Origin of the sequence: Flavobacterium sp. YJ01 (assembly GCF_029320955.1) — a bacterium.
In the GTDB taxonomy this organism is placed as follows: Bacteria; Bacteroidota; Bacteroidia; order Flavobacteriales; family Flavobacteriaceae; genus Flavobacterium.
In genome coordinates, this window is the sequence record NZ_CP119757.1 from 4,818,570 (window position 1) to 4,836,545 (window position 17,976).

The 17,976-nt window shown below is 33.6% G+C and carries 11 protein-coding genes; 7 read left to right on the forward strand and 4 right to left on the reverse strand.

The annotated features are described in order from the left end of the window. Positions 1-2 precede the first annotated feature (2 nt). The 3 genes from P0R33_RS20920 to P0R33_RS20930 all read left to right on the forward strand — a co-directional run bounded on the left by P0R33_RS20920 (position 3) and on the right by P0R33_RS20930 (position 3,412). Complete coding sequence (locus P0R33_RS20920) at positions 3-1,412, forward strand: TolC family protein (RefSeq protein ID WP_276173099.1); 1,410 nt, start codon at positions 3-5, stop codon at positions 1,410-1,412. Between the two features lie 74 nt (positions 1,413-1,486). Further along, on the forward strand, positions 1,487-2,269 hold the full coding sequence (locus tag P0R33_RS20925) for a hypothetical protein (RefSeq protein WP_276173100.1): 783 nt from the start codon (positions 1,487-1,489) through the stop codon (positions 2,267-2,269). Between the two features lie 105 nt (positions 2,270-2,374). Beyond that, positions 2,375-3,412, forward strand: coding sequence for a proline iminopeptidase-family hydrolase (locus tag P0R33_RS20930; RefSeq protein ID WP_276173101.1), 1,038 nt, complete (start codon positions 2,375-2,377; stop codon positions 3,410-3,412). 66 nt (positions 3,413-3,478) lie between these two features. On the opposite strand, the gene P0R33_RS20935 is transcribed toward P0R33_RS20930, so the two are convergent. From P0R33_RS20935 to P0R33_RS20950, 4 genes are all read right to left on the reverse strand, one after another. Next, on the reverse strand, positions 3,479-4,270 hold the full coding sequence (locus P0R33_RS20935) for an SDR family oxidoreductase (protein ID WP_276173102.1): 792 nt from the start codon (positions 4,268-4,270) through the stop codon (positions 3,479-3,481). Positions 4,271-4,318: 48 nt separating this feature from the next. Beyond that, positions 4,319-4,900, reverse strand: coding sequence for a TetR/AcrR family transcriptional regulator (locus P0R33_RS20940; protein ID WP_276173103.1), 582 nt, complete (start codon positions 4,898-4,900; stop codon positions 4,319-4,321). 97 nt (positions 4,901-4,997) lie between these two features. Then, on the reverse strand, positions 4,998-5,897 hold the full coding sequence (locus P0R33_RS20945; protein WP_276173104.1) for a helix-turn-helix transcriptional regulator: 900 nt from the start codon (positions 5,895-5,897) through the stop codon (positions 4,998-5,000). A gap of 16 nt (positions 5,898-5,913) precedes the next feature. Then, entirely contained in the window at positions 5,914-6,912 is a 999-nt protein-coding gene (locus P0R33_RS20950) for an aldo/keto reductase (RefSeq protein ID WP_276173105.1), read from the reverse strand. A gap of 280 nt (positions 6,913-7,192) precedes the next feature. Between P0R33_RS20950 and P0R33_RS20955 the strand changes: the two genes are divergently transcribed. The 4 genes from P0R33_RS20955 to P0R33_RS20970 all read left to right on the forward strand — a co-directional run bounded on the left by P0R33_RS20955 (position 7,193) and on the right by P0R33_RS20970 (position 17,927). Beyond that, complete coding sequence (locus P0R33_RS20955; protein WP_276173106.1) at positions 7,193-7,999, forward strand: DUF2490 domain-containing protein; 807 nt, start codon at positions 7,193-7,195, stop codon at positions 7,997-7,999. Between the two features lie 44 nt (positions 8,000-8,043). Further along, positions 8,044-9,663: an arylsulfatase gene (locus P0R33_RS20960; protein WP_276173107.1), complete on the forward strand. Its 1,620-nt coding sequence runs from the start codon at positions 8,044-8,046 to the stop codon at positions 9,661-9,663. Between the two features lie 111 nt (positions 9,664-9,774). Beyond that, on the forward strand, positions 9,775-11,403 hold the full coding sequence (locus P0R33_RS20965) for a hypothetical protein (RefSeq protein WP_276173108.1): 1,629 nt from the start codon (positions 9,775-9,777) through the stop codon (positions 11,401-11,403). A 383-nt stretch (positions 11,404-11,786) separates the two neighbouring features. Then, positions 11,787-17,927 carry a M4 family metallopeptidase gene (locus tag P0R33_RS20970; RefSeq protein WP_276173109.1) on the forward strand — a complete coding sequence of 2,047 codons (6,141 nt, stop codon included), beginning with the start codon at positions 11,787-11,789 and terminating at the stop codon, positions 17,925-17,927. The last annotated feature ends 49 nt before the right edge of the window (positions 17,928-17,976 follow it).

The window sequence follows — 17,976 nt, forward strand, 5'->3', positions numbered from 1 at the left end:
TAATGAAAACACTATATAAAATCGGAATTGTTTTACTTACTGCAACGATTATGACTTCGTGCGTAGTAGGAAAGAAATATGCCCGTACAGATTTGAATGCCCCAGAAAAATACCGTGAAGAAATCGCAGTAACTGGAGATACGGTTTTGCTTCCATGGAAAAGCTATTACAAAGATCCTTTGTTGGTTAATTTAATTGAAAAAGCCCTCGTTAAAAATAATGAGGTGCTTATTGCAATGAAAAGTATGGAACAGCTTGATCTTGCTTACAAACAAGCCAAGCTGTCCTTACTTCCAACACTTGATTTTGATGCTGGAGCAAGCCGTTCGTATCTTTCAAAAAACTCATTAAACGGATCTCTAAGTTCTCAGTTTACAAGCAAAGATTATATGGACGATTACAGCGCCACGTTAAAATTGTCTTGGGAAGCTGATATTTGGGGAAAAGCGGCTATGCAAAAACGAGATGCTAAGGCGGCTTATTTTGCCCAAAAAGAAAATCTATCGGCTTTAAAAACCAGAATTATTGTTCAAGTTGCACAATCGTATTACAATCTTTTAGGTTTGGATGAACAGCTGAAAATTGCAGAGAAAAACATCGAATTAAGTACCAGTACTTTAGATATGATGAAACTGCAATACAATTCGGGTTCGATAAGTTCTTTAGCGGTTAATCAGACCGAAGCTCAGAAAAAAACGGCTGAATTATTAGTGCCTTTAGCTAAAGCAAATATTGCTGTTCAAGAAAATGCTTTGCAGATTTTATGCGGAGAATATCCAGATAAAATTGAAAGAGCCGGAAATATTGACGCCGCAGAAATTTCGGTTGTTTTCCCGACAGGAATTCCAGTTTCACTTTTGAGCCGAAGACCAGACGTAAAAGCAAGCGAATATGCTGTAATGTCTGCAACAGCAAAAACAGGATTATCAAAAGCGGCAATGTATCCAACTTTAAGTTTAAATCCCTCTATTGGAGTAAATTCGTTTGAGTTTGATACTTGGTTCAATTTTCCTGGATCTTTAACTAAAACTATTGCTGCCAATTTAGCACAGCCAATCTTTAGAAAAAAAGCCTTAAGAACCGCTTATGAAGTTGCTGTTTTAGAACAAGAAAAAGCTGCGGTTCAGTTTAAGCAATCTTTTATAACTGCTGTTGGAGAAGTTAATGATGCCATGTCAAGACTAAAATATGCAGACGAAAGAATTGTTTTAGCAAAAGAAAAAGCAGCATCTTTAGACAAAGCAACTTCCGATGCTTCTCTTCTTTATAAAAGCGGAATGGCAAATTACTTAGAAGTTATAACTGCTCAAAACAGTTCACTTCAAAATGATTTGGACGTTGTAACAATAAAATTAGAAAAACTCAATGCAGCAATAAATCTCTACAGAGCTTTAGGAGGCGGAGTAGAATAATTATTTATTATAATTCACCATTTCTGGACAAAACAGAAATGGTGTTTTTTATTTCAGCAGATTATTATTTAAATATGGACAAAGTTAGTTTTACAAGGATAGAACTGTATAACTTGGTTTGGAAATTTCCGCTTATTCAAATTGCAAAGCATTATGAAATTTCGACTATGGGAATAAAAAATGCGTGCAGTAAAATGCAAATTTCTTTGCCCAATAACCGCCATTGGAATAAACCAGAATACAAAAGATCAAAAACACCAAAATTATCATCAGATTACAAGGGAAGTGATGAAATTTATATTCTAAAGAAAAGATATGAAATGCAATCTAGGCACACATCAAAATCTAGTCCGCTGCTTGATTCTGTTAATCAAATAAGGAAAGATCTAACGGATTTATTGATAGTGAAACAAAAGCTTGAAAACCCTTATAAAATTGTTTTGGCTACAGAAAATTATTTTAAAAATTTAAAAGAAAAGGAAAATGATTTTCTTGAGATTTTAAATTTAAATGTATCCGAAAAGAGCATAAACAGAGCTTTACTATTTATGGATGCATTTATAAAACTTTTAGAATATCGCAGTCATCAATTAAGAAAAAATAAAAGCGGTTCTGACTGTATTCTTTTTACAAACGGAATTGAGATCGAAATTGATTTAAGAGAAGCATTAAAAAGAATTACCATTGAAGGGAAAAGAGAAACATCTGAATACGTTTTTACGGGAGAACTTATACTTCGGGCTAAAAGAGAATCTATTAAGAAAGAATGGCGTGACGGAAAAGATTTATTAGAAAACAAACTGGCAATTATTTTAGCAAAATTAGAACTTATAGCAAACGAAGAAAGTTTTTTATAAATTAAAAAATGCAAAGGAAATTATTTTAAATATCTTATAATGAAATCTATATAATGTCAAATAAATACTTAAATTAGAATTTCAAATAATTTAAAAGTATAGTTTATGACCTTATTTCGAAATGCTTTTTTTATAATAGTAACTGCTTTTTTTCTAACTGGTTGCAAAAAAGAGAATTCTTCTGAGAACAAAAGTGCTGATTTAAAAAACTACTTAACGGACAACGCTTCGGGTATAAAAACGGGAGGAATTAAAGTTATACAGATTAATACTCCGAAAGGAAAGTTTAATGTTTGGACGAAAAGAATTGGAAATAATCCTAAAATAAAATTATTGCTTCTTAACGGCGGACCTGGCGCTACACATGAATATTTTGAGTGTTTGGAAAGTTTTTTGCCAGCAGAAGGAATTGAATTTATTTACTACGATCAATTAGGAACTGGTAATTCTGACAATCCGAACGATCCAGCACTTTGGGATTTGTCTCGATTTGTGGAAGAAGTTGAGCAGGTTCGTCAGGCATTGAAATTAGACAAAGACAATTTTTATTTATTAGGTCATTCTTGGGGCGGAATTCTTGCGGCGCAATATGCACTTAAATATCAGCAACATATAAAAGGGCTTATTATCTCGAATATGATGATGAGCGCAATAGATTATGATAAATATGCCGACGAAGTTCTTGCTAAACAAATGGATCCGAAAGTTTTAGCCAAAATACGAGAAATAGAAAAAAATAAAGATTTTGAGAATCCAGAATATATGAAACTGCTTGTTCCTAATTTTTATGCGAAACATATTTTGCGTTTAGATCCAAATCTATGGCCAGAACCTGTTAATCGTTCGTTTTCTAAAATCAACCAATCTTTATATGTTACGATGCAAGGACCGAGTGAATTTGGACTTTCTGGTAAACTCGAAAAATGGGATATTACAAAAGAACTTCCAAAAATCACAGTTCCAACATTATCAATTGGAGCAGAATACGATACAATGGATCCAGAACACATGAAATGGATTTCAACACAAGTTCAAAACGGGACATATTTGTATTGTGAAAAAGGAAGCCATATGAGTATGTATGACGACCAAGAAACGTACATGAAAGGATTAATTAAGTTTTTAAAAGATACTTCAAATTAAAAATAAAGAAAGCCAGAAAAATTACTTTCTGGCTTTTTTAATTTTAATGATGATAAAAGTAAAATTTTAGATCGTTTTTAAAACTCCTCCATCAGCTCTTAAAGAAGCTCCATTTGTTGCTATTGATAACGGACTAGAAAGATAAACTGCCAATGAAGCAATTTCTGACGGATTTATAAATCGTTGCAATAATGAATCTGGATTGGTTTGTTGTACGATTAGGCTTTTCATTTGTTCTACTTCAAGATTTTGCATTGCGGCAATTTGTTCGATAGTTGCAGCCACACCGTCTGAATACGTTGGACCGCCAAGAATTGTGTTTAACGTAACTTCTGTGCCTTTCGTAAGTTTTGATAAACCATTGCTAATGGCTGACATTGCTGCCTTTGTCATTCCGTAGTGAATCATGTTTCCTGGAATATTTGATCCAGATTCGCTAGAGATAAAAATTATTCTTCCTGTTTTTTTGGTTAACATTGAAGGTAAAAGTTTCTTTGAAAGCCGAATCGAGCTCATAACATTGATTTCGAAAAATTTGTACCAATCTTCATCATCAAGATCTTCAAAATTTTTTAATTCGAAAATACCGACGTTATTAATTAGAATGTCAATATCGTTTAGTTTTTGTACTAATTCTTCAACTTCCTCTTTTTTTCCAAAGTCAGCTGCAAAACCAGAAATTTTTGCGTTAGGAAATTCAGTTAATAATTTTTGAACAGCCAACTTAGTTTTTTCTCTATTTCTTCCATTAGTAATAACTTCCGCATTTTCTGCTAGTAAATGTTGTGCAATTGCAAAACCAATTCCTTGTGTTGATCCGCTAATAAAAGCTTTTTTCCCTTCTAATTTTAAATTCATTTTGTTTGTTTAATTTTGTAATGATTGATACATAAATATTCAAAAAAATTAGCTGATAACAGCTAATTGCATTTCGATTTGTTCATTTAATACCTTTTTGTCAGGATACATTCTGCGAAGTGTATTGAGTCCGCACCAAAATGTTATAAGATATTTTCCAAGAATTTCTGGAGAAGTGAGCGTTTTTATATTTCCCTTTTTCTGTTCATCTCTAATAATTTCGGTAAACATTTCTTCAACTTCTTTTAATATCTGTATAGAAATTGCTTCAAGATCTTCATCAATATAAGTCATTTCAACTACAGTATTAGCAATGATACAACCTTTAAGATGTTCATTTTTATCTGCGTCTGCAATGCTTTTAAAAAAGTCTTTAATTAATTCTAATGGATATTTACTTCTATTTAATTCTTCCTTAAAAGCATCAAAAGCCAGCCTTCTTTCTTGAATAGCTTTCTCAAAAACTTCTTTTTTGCCTCCCTTAAAAGTATTATAAAAACTTCCTGCACCTGCGCCCGTGGCTTTTCGTAAATCGCTTAGCGAGGTTGCGTTGTAACCTTTCTTCCAAAAAATCTCCTGAGCTTTTTTTATAATATTTGAATCTTCATATATTGTTGGTCTTCCTCTCACTGAATTTTTATTTTGTAATGATTGGTACAAAAATATAAAAAAAATTAGAATTGCAAAAACTTATAAAAAAATGAAAAACAGAATTAGTTTTTCGGGTTTAATTATTCCTGATTTTTTCTCGAAATTCTAATGGCGCCATTTGTGTTCTTTTCTTAAAAAGCGTGCTAAACGACTGTGGATGTTCAAAACCAAGAGTGTAAGCAATTTCACTAACAGACAATTCGGTTACGGATAGTTTTTCTTTGGCTTTATTGATCAATTTTTCATAAATGTGTTCACTCGCGTTGCGTCCAGTATGTATTTTTAGAAAATCGCTAAGGTAATTTGGAGAAATATTCATCGCTTCAGCAGCTAAACCAACGCTTAAAAGACCTTTTTCTTCAATACTATCATTGTAGTAATCATTTATAAATCGTTCGAATTTAGAAAGCAAAGTGTGACTGTTATTTTTTCGAGTTATAAATTGTCTTTCATAGAAACGGCTCGAATAATTTAGAAGCAAATCAATCTGCGATAGAATAATATCTTGCGTATGATGATCGATATGCTGGCATTCTCTGTCAATTCGGTCGAGAATTTCTATCAGATATTTTTCTTCTTGTTCAGATAAATGCAACGCTTCATTTACGGCGTAAGAGAAAAATCCAAAATCATGTATTTTTTGTGCTAAAGGATGTTTTAAAATAAAATCTTCATGAAATATCAGCAGATATCCAGCTCCACATTCCATAGTATGAAAATCTAAATACTGCACCTGATTCGGTGCAGTAAAACTTAATACTCCTTTGTCATAATCGTAATGTCCTTGGCCATATCTAACTTTTCCTTTTGCATCTCTTTTTAAAGCGACACAGTAAAATTTATTTATAAATCCTTTCCAGATTTCATCTTCCAAAAAAATGCTTTCCGATAAATTTATAACGCTTACCATTGGATGTTTGGGTTCTGGAAGAGAAAGCAGGCGATGAAAGGCAGAAACAGATGCAATAGTATTCATAAACGCTTATTTTAAGTTAATCTAGAAGTCCCATACTGAATTCATCATATGGTGCTCCAGTATCAGTTCCCAAAGGTACAATACTTTCAAGTTGTAGCAGATCTTCTGGACTCAATTCTACGGCAGTAGCTTTTATATTTTGCTCAAGATATTTTCTGCGTTTAGTTCCCGGAATGGGTACAATTCCTTTGCTAATAATCCATGCGAGAGCAAGTTGAGATGAAGTGATGTTTTTTTCATCTGCCATTTTTTCAATTGCTTTTACCAATTCGATGTTTTTATGAAAATAATCTTCCTGAAAACGAGGAATAGCTCTGCGGAAATCATTTTCTGGTAGATCATCAATTGAACGAATTTGTCCTGATAAAAAGCCACGTCCTAAAGGAGAATAAGCAACAAAACCAATCTCCAATTCTTTAAGCGTTTTTAGTACGCCTCTTTCTTCTGCGTTTCTTTCGAACAAAGAATATTCACTTTGAACGGCTGTAATAGGATGAATTTTATGTGCTTTTTTAATTGTTTCAGAAGAAACTTCAGAAAGACCTAAATATTTCACTTTGCCTTCTTTTACAAGATCGCTCATCGCATCAACCGTTTCTTCAATTGGAGTATTTTTGTCAAGACGATGCATGTAGTAAAGATCAATATAATCGGTGTTCAAATTTTTAAGAGAACGTTCCACCGCTTTTTTGATATACTTTTTGCTTCCGTTTATCGCCCAAGTTACTTTTCCAGCATCGTCAATTTCCCAACCAAATTTTGTAGCCAAAATATATTTGTTGCGTTCTTTTCCGATGGCCTTTGCAATGAGCTGTTCGTTTTTTAGCGGCCCATATAAATCTGCTGTATCCAAAAAATTACCGCCCATTTCAAACGAACGGTGAATTGTTTTGATAGCTTCATTTTCATCCGCTGCACCATAAATATTTGCTTCTTCAAAACCTGTCATTCCCATACATCCCAAACCTATTGGCGGAATGATTAATCCTTGATTTCCTAATTTAATCTTTTTCATTTTTTTAAGTTTTATTGAATACAAAGTTCGACAGCAAAGACACTTTTAATAGTTTGCAGATTACGGAATATTGTAAGCCAATTACTGGTAATTTTAAAAAAAACATTCTTAGAACTGTATTTAAAGGTTTATAAGGATATATTTTTCTTGAATTATAGACTTTAAAACTTTGTTGCAAATTATAATTTGCAACATCTTTAAAAATTTTCTTCAACCGATTAGATTTAATTTAGTGCTGGTTAATTATTTGATAGTCAGTTGGAATTAATCTAGAAAAGCTATGAGTAAAATTAAGAATACGATTAGTATTTTGTTCTGCGTTATTTGCCAATCTTATGTATACGCACAATTAGATGCGCCTTATACTATGGGTTTCATTCCTGCTTCTATTTCAGAAGGAGATCTTGCTTTTCCGATATATGATAAATGGCACTTAAGCGGTCAGGTAGATTTTCAATTAGTTACGCAAGGAGCTTATAACACCACAAACCCGTTTGAATATACGCAGCGTGTTGTAGTAAGACCTTGGATTGTATATTCTGGTTTTAAGAATATGAAATTATGGCTAGGATATGCACATAATCAAAAATATGCTGTAGAAGAAATGGGCAATTATAAAACGCTTGAAAATAGATTAATTATAATGGGAACTTATTCTCAGGAAATGCCGAGGGGATCTATTTTTGAACAAGTCCGTTTTGAAACTAAATTTTTTGATGATAGAAATGGCACACCTCAGACAATTCCGAGATTGCGAGCAAGGTTTGGTGTAAATCATTTTCTTCGCCAAACTAAAGAAAAACCATTATTTCTAGCGCCAAATTTAGGGTATTACACAGAGCTTATGTTAAAGTTTGCATCCAAAGATTATGCTGAAGAACACTTTGATATTTTCAGACTTTCAGTTTATTACAGTGCAGGAATAACACCCAACCTTCACTTTTTGGCAGGGATAATTGGGCAAATGCAACTTCGTACAAACGGAGATCAATTTGACGTTTATTACGGTCCAATGTTATCCTTGAAGTACAGCATCAGACCAAAAGAAAGAGAAACTTTTGATAGTGTTGATGGTGGTGCAGATTAATAAGAAAACAAACAAAAACAGCAATATAATTAAACTTCAAAATCATGAAAAAAAGTCACTTGCAATTAATTTGTACTAGTTTGCTCTGTTTTATTTTTATTGGAATTATAAACGGACAAACCAAAAAGAAGCCCAACATTATTATGGTTATTTCTGACGATACTGGTTGGGGTGATTTAGGTGTTTATGGAGGCGGTGTCGGGCGTGGAATGCCAACTCCTAATCTAGATAAAATGGCTAAAGAAGGAATGCAGTTTTGGTCTTTTTACGGACAGCCAAGCTGTACGCCAGGAAGAGCAGCTATGATTACAGGCCGTATTCCGAATCGAAGCGGTATGACAACAGTTGCTTTTCAGGGACAAGGCGGCGGACTTCCAGCTGCAGAATGGACATTGGCTTCAGTGCTTAAAAAAGCAAATTACAAAACGTATTTTTCTGGTAAATGGCATTTGGGCGAAGCCGATTATGCAATGCCTATTGCACATGGTTTTGATAAAATGCAGAACGTAGTACTGTATCATTTAAATGCTTACACCTATTGTTTTCCTTCATGGAATCCAGATATGGCTCCAGAAATATCAAATTTTATCAAAAAATCTACAAAAGGAATATTAGAAGGAGAAGCTGGAAAACCAGCACGTGATACAGGTCCTGTTACCGAAGAAAATATTGCCGAATTGGATATCAATATGGTAGATAATAATTTGAAGCAGCTTGATGAATATGGTAAATCAAAAGATCCGTTTTTTATGTGCATTAATTTTGCTAAAAACCATCAGCCGAATTTACCTTCTAAACAATTTGTTGGAAAATCTCCTGCAAAAAGTAAATATGGTGACGCCGTTGTAGAAATGGATTATAACGTAGGACGTATTATGGATAAAATTCGTCAGCTTGGTATTGCAGACAATACTATTGTAATTTACACAGTCGATAATGGAGCTTGGCAGGATGTGCATCCAGATGCAGGATATACACCTTTTAGAGGTTCAAAAGGAACTGATAGAGAAGGAGGAAGCCGTGTACCAGCAATTGCTTGGTGGCCAGGACAAATTGAAGCAGGAAGCGTTAGCCACGATATTGTTGGAGGTTTAGATTTGATGGCAACATTCGCAGCTCTTGCTGGAGTGGAACTTCCAAAAAATGATAGAGAAGGAAAACCTATGGTTTTTGATAGCTATGATATGTCAAATGTTTTGTTTAAAAAAGGAAAACCACTTCGTGACAGATGGTTTTATTTTACAGAAAATGAATTGTCTCCAGGAGCGGTTCGTATAGGAAAATGGAAAGCCGTATTTAATACAAGAGGAGATAACGGAGCGCAAGCAGGAAGCGATACGCCAGGACAGCAATTAGGCTGGAGAGGCGATCAAACTTATATTGCAACTGTTCCGGCTGTTTATGATTTATGGCAAGATCCTCAAGAACGTTACGATCTTTTTATGAATAGTTTTACAGAGAAAACATGGACTATGGTAATTTTTGACCAAGTAATTATGGAACTCATGAAAACGTATGCAGCAACTCCTCCAAGACCGCAGCAAAGTGGTTCTTATGGCGGACCAATGGAAATTGGAAGATATAGAACTATTGAGCAAGCTAAACAATTGCTAAATAGTAAAGAATTGTCGCTACCTCCTTTAAGCGTTGATCCTAAACAATAATACAAAGGTTAATTACAATTTAAAATCCCGTTTCTCGTTAGAAATGGGATTTTATTTTTCTTCCCTAGAAAAATTTTTATCTAATTTTGATTTTCCCTAAGATCTTTACCAATGATACCACGATTACTTTCTTTATTTTTTATTCTTTTTTCTTTATCGATTCATTCTCAGTCTTCAACAAAAGAATTAATAGATAGTTTAAACACTATTGACGATCATGAGAAAAAAGTTGATTTAGCATTAAAAATTGCCGAAAATCTTCAGGATTCTGATTGGGAAAGAGGATTAAAGTATATAGAATTAGCCGAAACGGAAGCAAAGAAAACAGAAAAGTCAGATTTGAACTTGGCTAAAGTTTATGCCGCAGCAGGAGAAATTTACAATGCAAAAGACGTTTTCGATATTACTTTACAGTATTATCTTAAGGCTTATGACATTTATAAAAGCAATAATATTATAGATGAAGCGGCAAGAGTAGAAAATAATTTAGCTATTATTTATGCCAAAAGTAATAATGAAAAAAAAGCGCTTCAATATTTTTTGCACGTATATCGTTATCAGAAATCTAAAAAAGAATCGGATAAGCTTGTTAAAATCTTAAACAATATTGGAACAATTTACTTAAGTAAAAATTTAGATTCTTCACTTTATTATTATCATAAAGCAGATGCAATTGCAAAGACATTAAAAGATAATACTTTGAAGGTTTATGTTTATACTAATTTAGCGAGAGCTTATGGTTTAAAGAAAGATCAGAAAAATGCTGATTCTTATTTTGAAAAAGCATTTTCTTTTACGGATACTTCTATCGATAATTCATTGAAAACTTTTACTTACGAATCACTTTCTGAATATAATTTTCAAGAAAAGAAATTAGACGAAGCGATTCTAAATGCAAAAAAAGCGTTAGAATTATCCAAAGACAATCAATTTGGTTTTTCAGGTTTAAGATTAAATAAATTACTTTATCAAGCATACTTAGGCAAAGAAGATTATAAAAATGCAGTTCATTATTTTCAGAAATACAACGACATCAGCGACAGCATAAATATTGAACAAAAAGCAGTAAATCTAGAAAGAATAAGACTTGAACAAGATTATAAAGTACGCAGTCAGATTCGAACTTTGGTTGAAGAAAAAACAAGGTTTAAGTATTATGTTGTTGGATTAATATTGGTTGTTGGAATATTGGTTTTAATTCTACTATTGATCCGTTATCGAAACCGAAATATTACCAATCAGCTGGAAAAGGAAAAATTAAAAGCAAAAGAACAAGAACTGAAACAAAGCCTTGAAGCTAAAAATATGGTTTTGGTTGGAAAAGCAATGTCCGAAATTCATCGTACAGATAATATTAACGAAATTCTGACTGATCTTAAAAAAATCAAACTTAAAACAGCAAATAAAGAATTGCAGCAAGCTATTGATATTGTTTTAAAACGTCTGGAGAAAGATTTGAATACGGATATTTGGAAAGAATTTGAAATCAGTTTCGAACAAGTTCATAAATCATTCTTCGATAAATTGACAATCGATTATCCAACACTTACTCCAAAAGAACGCCGACTTTGTGCTTTGCTATATTTAGATTTAACTACAAAAGAGATTTCTCAAATTACGGGACAATCGTTTAAATCGATAGAAAATGCCCGCACGAGACTTCGTAAAAAGTTCGATTTAACCAACGAAAAAGTAAATCTTTCTACCTATTTAAACTCTTTTAAACCAGAAAACATGTAAAATAAATATTATCATAATGTTTTGATTTTATTAAGTTTAAAATAAAATGAGTGTTTTTTGGGTACCACTTTTTTGTACGAGAGTGTTTTTGCATTAGTCCTTTTTTTTCGAGACTTAAAGAGGCATTCTACTTTTACCAAACTATTGTAAGAAATACGTTTGATGAACTCGAAGAAAAAAGATGAACCAACTAAAAGTCTTGAAGAACTTTTAGAAGAAACAAAAACAAAAAAGAGCGCACTCTTAAAAATTTTAGAAAAAATAACGAAAGCAAGTTCTAAGAATCAACCGCCGAATTGATTCTTAGAGCTTGCTTTTGTGGTTTTCTGCGAACCCTTGTTCTATTAACTCGCAGCCTTAATACTAATTTTAAATTTAAAAAAATGAACCAAATTTACTTTAAACCCAAGTATTTGTTTCTTTTGTTAGGTTTCTTAGTCTGTTCCGTCGGAATGGCTCAGTCACCTTTACCAAAAAACAAAACATCGAATTCGCAGACGGCATTAGGTTCGTCGGTTGGACTTCTAAAAAAGGATCAAGTTTCTCAGAAAACTACAGATCAGATTAATAATCAGAGTGATGATTCGAATATTCTTTTAACGCAAAAAAGCGTAAAAGGAACTCCACTTTCGCAAGAAGAAACAGATGCTGTTAATAAGCGAGCAAAAGAAAGCCAAAAACTTTTTGATAAAAGCCAAAGCAGTTCGACAGCTAAAAATGTCCAAAGTGCAGACAGCACAAAAGTGAGATCTTTTGCAAAATCGTCTAATTTGACTATCAGAAATGTATTCGAAGTTAAAAAAGCAGATTTTGAATTGTCTAACGCAGACAAAATGCAGCTAAAATCGGTTTCAGACAAACACGGCAGAAGTTTGGCAACCTATCAGCAAATGCATAATGCTGTTCCTGTAGAAGGAGCAATTTATAAAGTTAGAGATAATAAAAAGAAGATTGAGGCTTTTGGGCATATCAGTAAAAAATTGCCTTCAAACAGTAATTATAAAGTAAATGCATCGGCTGCATTACAAAACGCTTTAAATACTGTAAATGCTAAGGAATATGTTTGGCAAAGCAAAAAATTATCGGCTTTAGTTCATGAAAAAATCAGCAAAAAACCACAAGGAGAATTGGTGTATGTTGGGCCAAACTTTTCGGCTGAATTGACAGAATATCATTTGGCTTGGAAATTTGACATTTTCGCAACAAATCCGCAATCAAGCCAGACTATGTATGTGGATGCCAATACTGGAAAGGTAATCTTGAAAATTGATTTAAGCAGAGATTTTCGTTCGTCTGCATCACCTTTTGCAGATGGAAGAAGTGCAATAGGAAAAGGAAAAGCAAGATTTGCTGGCGATGTAACTTTTGGAACAACTCAATATGCAGATGGTTACAGATTGGAGGATTTAGTTGGAAAATACAAAGTGCCAATGTATACTTTGAATATGAATCATGCTGAACACGCATCTGATGAAGTATTGACAGAGTATATTGATGAAGATAATAACTGGAATGATTTATACAATAAAGATCATGATGAAGCTGCAATTGATATTCATTGGGGAATTCAAAAAACTTTGAATTATTACGAAGAAAAATTTGACCGCAATAGTGTTGATGATAAAGGGATGACCATTTTTGCATTGGCCCATTTAGGAACCAATGTTCAGAATGCTTCCTGGACAGGAGGATGGGCGCAGTTTGGAGATGGAGTAGATCAGCCTTTTGTAAGTTTAGGAATTACAGGTCACGAAATGACTCATGCTATAACACAATTCTCTGCTGGATTAATTTATCAGGGAGAATCTGGAGCAATGAACGAATCTTTCAGTGATATTTTTGGAATTTCTATTGAGCTTTATGCAGGAAAAGATTCTAAAAATGATATCTGGATGCTGGGAGATGAGTTGTATAAACACGGAAGTTTGAGGAGTATGGCAAACCCAAAAGCAGCTGGTCAGCCAGATACTTATGGAGGTGAGTTTTGGACAAATCCTGCTGATACGAGTTATGATAACGGTGGAGTACATCAGAATAGTGGAATTACTAATTACTGGTATTATCTTTTAGTAGAAGGTGGAGAAGGTGTTAATGACCTTAATGAAAGCTATAATGTAAAAGCAATTGGTCTTGAGAAAGCAGAAAAAATAGCTTATGCAACACTTACAGAATATTTATCTCCTTCTTCAAATTTCATGGCAATGCGTCAGGCGAGTTTGATGGCTACAGAAGATTTATACGGATTAGGTTCTCAAGAATATATACAAGTGACCAATGCTTGGTACGCCATTGGTGTAGGGCCAGCTTATGGAGAAAAACAAGTGCTTTTAGTTTCTGTTGAAAATCCTACTGTTCCTTGCGGTCCTTTAAAAGGAGAAGAACCTTTTTATGTGAAAATTAAAAATACTGGAAGTACTGTAATTAAGGCTGACGAGAATTTAAATTTTAAATTAAGAGCAATGGCAAATGCTCTTGGCAGGTTAATTACTTTTTATACTTATGATGGAAAAGTTGCTTTTGGAAAAGATTTAAACCCTGGCGAAGAAACAATTTTAGCATTAAAAAGTAAAATTCCATATCAAACAGGTGGTGCAGTCAACTATATAGAAATTAAAGTAGATTTAAATCCGATAGCAGAATTTGGAGCAAAAGAAGGTTATACTTTCGTTTCACAAATAGTTGTTCCAACAGCTCAAAAAGATTACGATCTTAAAGCGACAGCATTAAGCATGCCGTACTACACTGGCGATGCCCTTTCTTCAAATTATCAATCATCAATTACGATATTTAATTTAGGCTGTGTAGCTATTCCGGCAGGAACTGTGCTAAAAGTTGGATATGCGGATACAGCTCCTGGAAGTGCAACGGTTTGGAAAGATGTTACTTTGGCAACAGATTTCAAAGGAAATTCAGAAATGACAATTGCCTTTGATAGTACTTTCGATTTATCAGGGCTTGGTTTGCACACATACGAAGGATATGTAACATTGGCTCAAGATCCAGTTACAACTAATAATAGTATTTTGAATGCAGCCTACAGTGGAATTGTAACGCAACTTCCTTATGTTGAAGGTTTTGAAAGAACACCCGGAGGATGGAATACAAAATCATTGAACTCAAGCAACCAAAAGTTTATATTTCAGAATTATCCTGGATCATTTAGAGATATAAAATCACAATACAATTGGGCTACCGTAGATTTTAGAGGAACTGAGAGAATGGCTCCTAATTCTGATTTTGTATTAGAATCTCCAATTTTTGACTTTACGAATGTAGTATCTCCTTACATAGAATTTGATTTGTATTATTTATTTCATGCAGGATACGACGGATTAATAGTTGAATATTCTGAGGATAAAGGTAAAAACTGGAAAAAAGTAGAAGCCTTAAATTATCCGCAAACAACACACTATGATGATACCGAGGGAGGCTGGTTTACAGCAGTAAATACAAACCTTAAAAAAGATCCGTTCCAGATGCGTTTAAATGATTTGGCTGGAAAAAAAGTAGCTATTCGTTTCCGTGTTAGAACAGACGATTATAATGACGGTTTCTTGGGAGGTTTTGTAGATAATATCCGCGTGAGCGACGCACCTTACGATTTAGCATTGCTATCATCAAAACTCGAAGCGGGAAAATGCACGGTTGATAACAACAATGTAACAATAGTTAGTAAAATTAGCAACAACTTCGCAACAGCAAGTCAGCGTGTGAATATTACAATTAAAATTTTGGACGCAGCTAAAAATGAAGTTTTTTCTAAAACAGAATTGACTACTTTGAATTTTGCCAAATTTAGAGATACAATTAGTTTTTCTACTTCAAATATTAGTTTAAAAACTGTTGGAACACATACAGTTTCTGTTTCAGTTTTTCCAGAAGATATGACTAAGGATGTAAAACAAGGCAATAATGCTTTGACATTTACTTATGATAATTGGAATAATGAAGATTTAAAAGTTTCTGTCCTGCCTTATAAAATGGACTTTGAAGATGCTAGTAAATATAAAGGTTGGAGAACATCTGAAAACAGCGGTTCTGCAGGATGGAATCACGGAGTACGAGCAGATTTAGGTTCTCCGGGCTGGTTTATTGCCGATCATACTAAATTCATGGCTAGCAATGATGACAAATGTAATTGCGACGAAGCAAATGATATGTTGGTTTCGCCTGTATTTGATTTAACAAATTACAAATCAGCGCACTTAACTTTTGATGGTTATGGAGATTCTCAACACCTTTCAGACGGATCTGTAAAAGTAAGTACTGATGGCGGTGAAACATGGAAAGAAGTATTCCATATGCCTTATTATGGAGCTTGGTGGGAATATGGTGTAGATTTGACTGAATATGCTGGAAAATCTTGTGTAATGGTAGCATTTGTACACAATGATAACGGATTGTTTGCAAATGGTTTTGCGGTAGATAATATCGAAATTAAAGAAACTAAATCGAATGTAAGACTTTCAAATTTAAGTGTTGCAGAAAATGTATACGAAGATTCAGCTTCCCATGAATTTGTAGTAAGCGCCAGAAATTCAGGTTACCAGACTTTAAATAAAGTTACGCTTGAATACCAAATTTCTCAAAACGGAACTGCAGTTGGAGCTCCGATTTCTTTAGAAAAAAATGATGAGGTATTGGTTGGTCAGACAATTACTTATAAAATTGATGGTTTGCCAAAATTAGCTGCAGGAAATTATGAAATTGCTGTAAAAGCATTTACAGCAGATGAACCAAAAGATCAGGCACAGGTAATAAAGAGTGTTTTCCAAGTTGTTGCAAATGCACCTGAACTAAATGTTGAAAATTTTTCTACTCTGCCAGCAGGTTCATTATTTGGAAACAAAGGATTTGTTTCAAGTTTGAGTGATGATAATTATCCGTGGAGAGTTGTAACGACTCCAGATAACGTTAATTTGACAGTTCCTAAAAAAGATCATACAGGAGACACTTCAACAAAAATGTTATATAGCCAGTTAGAAAATTTATCTTACTATGGAGAGTTAATTTCACCAATGTATAAATTGTCTGATAGCGCTTCTGCTGTTGAATTTTATTATGCAATGCAAAGTAATGTTAATGATATTTTATTAGTAGATATTAAGTCAGTTGGAGGTGAATGGACAGAGTTATGGAGAACAAACAGAACAGGAAGTTTTGTTGATACAGATTGGAAAAGAGCTGCATTAAACATTAGTAATTACAAAGGAAAATCGGTTATGTTCCGTTTTAGACATGCAAAAGCGGCTGGATATTCTTATATGGTTTTAGATGATTTGAAAATCTTTAACGATGCAGTTGCAGATGTTGCTTTACAAATTTTATCTCCAAAAGATGTCTGCGGAAGTCAAGAATATAAAGTAAGGCTGAGTAACGAAGGTCAAATTGCTATTAAAGAAAATTCAATACAATTACAGTTAGATTATCTAAATACTTCAGAAGCTATTTCTGAAACTGTAGAAGCAGGAATTCCAGTTGGAGGAAGTATTGAATATATCTTTAAAAAACAACCAAAATTAGATCAGAGCGGAGATTCTCACGTATTCAATTTTACGGCAAAATTAGAAGGTGATATAATCGATCAGAATAATATTATCGAAAATTATACATATCAGGGAGTTTCGGGTGATTTCAAATTGTTTGATAAATCATCAATTCATGGTTATGCTGGAAAAAGCATTTATATCAATGCGGAGTCTAACTTATTGTCTAAAGAATTAGAGGCAGTTTCATACAAGTGGAATACAGGAGAAGTAACGAATGCTATTGAGGTAACTAAACCTGGGGACTATATTGTTACAGCAGTTCTTGAAAATGGCTGTAGTTTGACCGAAAAAGTTTCTGTGACATTCGATAGCTTCAAATCTGAACTTCCAAGCGGTGATGTTTGTGGTCCAGAAGTAGTTCTAAATCCAGGAAATTATGCAGCATACGAATGGTTTGATGGTTCTACAGAGCCAACTTTCAAAACAACAGAAAGCGGTGAATACTATGTAACTGTTTACAATGAAAACGGATTAGGTAAAATTTTCAATACAACCATAAATGTAATTGAAAATACAGTTCCAGAAATCCAGTTATTAGACGGAAATAAAATAACAGCTTCTGCTGATGCTGCAGGTTATCAGTGGTATTTAAATGGAAGAGTTTTACCAAATGCAACCGAAAAAATGGTTTCGACAATTTGGGAAGGAAGCTATAGTCTTCAAGTAACAAACGCAAACGGATGTACAAGCATGTCGGCTCCAATTGATTCTAAAGGTCTTCTAATCGGAAAATTGTCGAATTCTTTCAGGGTGTTCCCAAATCCTGCTGTAAATGATGTAAATATTTTCTTGGCTGATAAAGTTGAAGGCGAAGCTCAAATGAAAATTTATTCTATGGAAGGAAATGCTGTTTGGAGTAAAAACTACTCTGCTGTTCCGTCAAGCGTAGATGTTAGTCAGCTTACAACTGGAGTTTACATTTTGGATTGTACAGTTCAAGGCAAAAAATATACGGCTAAGATTATTAAAAAGTAACAAATTACAGATAGAAATGGCAGTTCAATTTTCAGAACTGCCTTTCTTT

Excerpts from the sequence above, each read along its gene's own strand:
- P0R33_RS20920 (WP_276173099.1), top strand. The coding sequence starts at position 3 with ATGAAAACACTATATAAAATCGGAATTGTTTTACTTACTGCAACGATT.
- P0R33_RS20930 (WP_276173101.1), top strand. The coding sequence starts at position 2,375 with ATGACCTTATTTCGAAATGCTTTTTTTATAATAGTAACTGCTTTTTTT.
- P0R33_RS20955 (WP_276173106.1), top strand. The coding sequence starts at position 7,193 with ATGAGTAAAATTAAGAATACGATTAGTATTTTGTTCTGCGTTATTTGC.
- P0R33_RS20925 (WP_276173100.1), top strand. The coding sequence starts at position 1,487 with ATGGACAAAGTTAGTTTTACAAGGATAGAACTGTATAACTTGGTTTGG.
- P0R33_RS20970 (WP_276173109.1), top strand. The coding sequence starts at position 11,787 with ATGAACCAAATTTACTTTAAACCCAAGTATTTGTTTCTTTTGTTAGGT.
- P0R33_RS20950 (WP_276173105.1), bottom strand. The coding sequence starts at position 6,912 with ATGAAAAAGATTAAATTAGGAAATCAAGGATTAATCATTCCGCCAATA.
- P0R33_RS20965 (WP_276173108.1), top strand. The coding sequence starts at position 9,775 with ATGATACCACGATTACTTTCTTTATTTTTTATTCTTTTTTCTTTATCG.
- P0R33_RS20935 (WP_276173102.1), bottom strand. The coding sequence starts at position 4,270 with ATGAATTTAAAATTAGAAGGGAAAAAAGCTTTTATTAGCGGATCAACA.
- P0R33_RS20945 (WP_276173104.1), bottom strand. The coding sequence starts at position 5,897 with ATGAATACTATTGCATCTGTTTCTGCCTTTCATCGCCTGCTTTCTCTT.
- P0R33_RS20960 (WP_276173107.1), top strand. The coding sequence starts at position 8,044 with ATGAAAAAAAGTCACTTGCAATTAATTTGTACTAGTTTGCTCTGTTTT.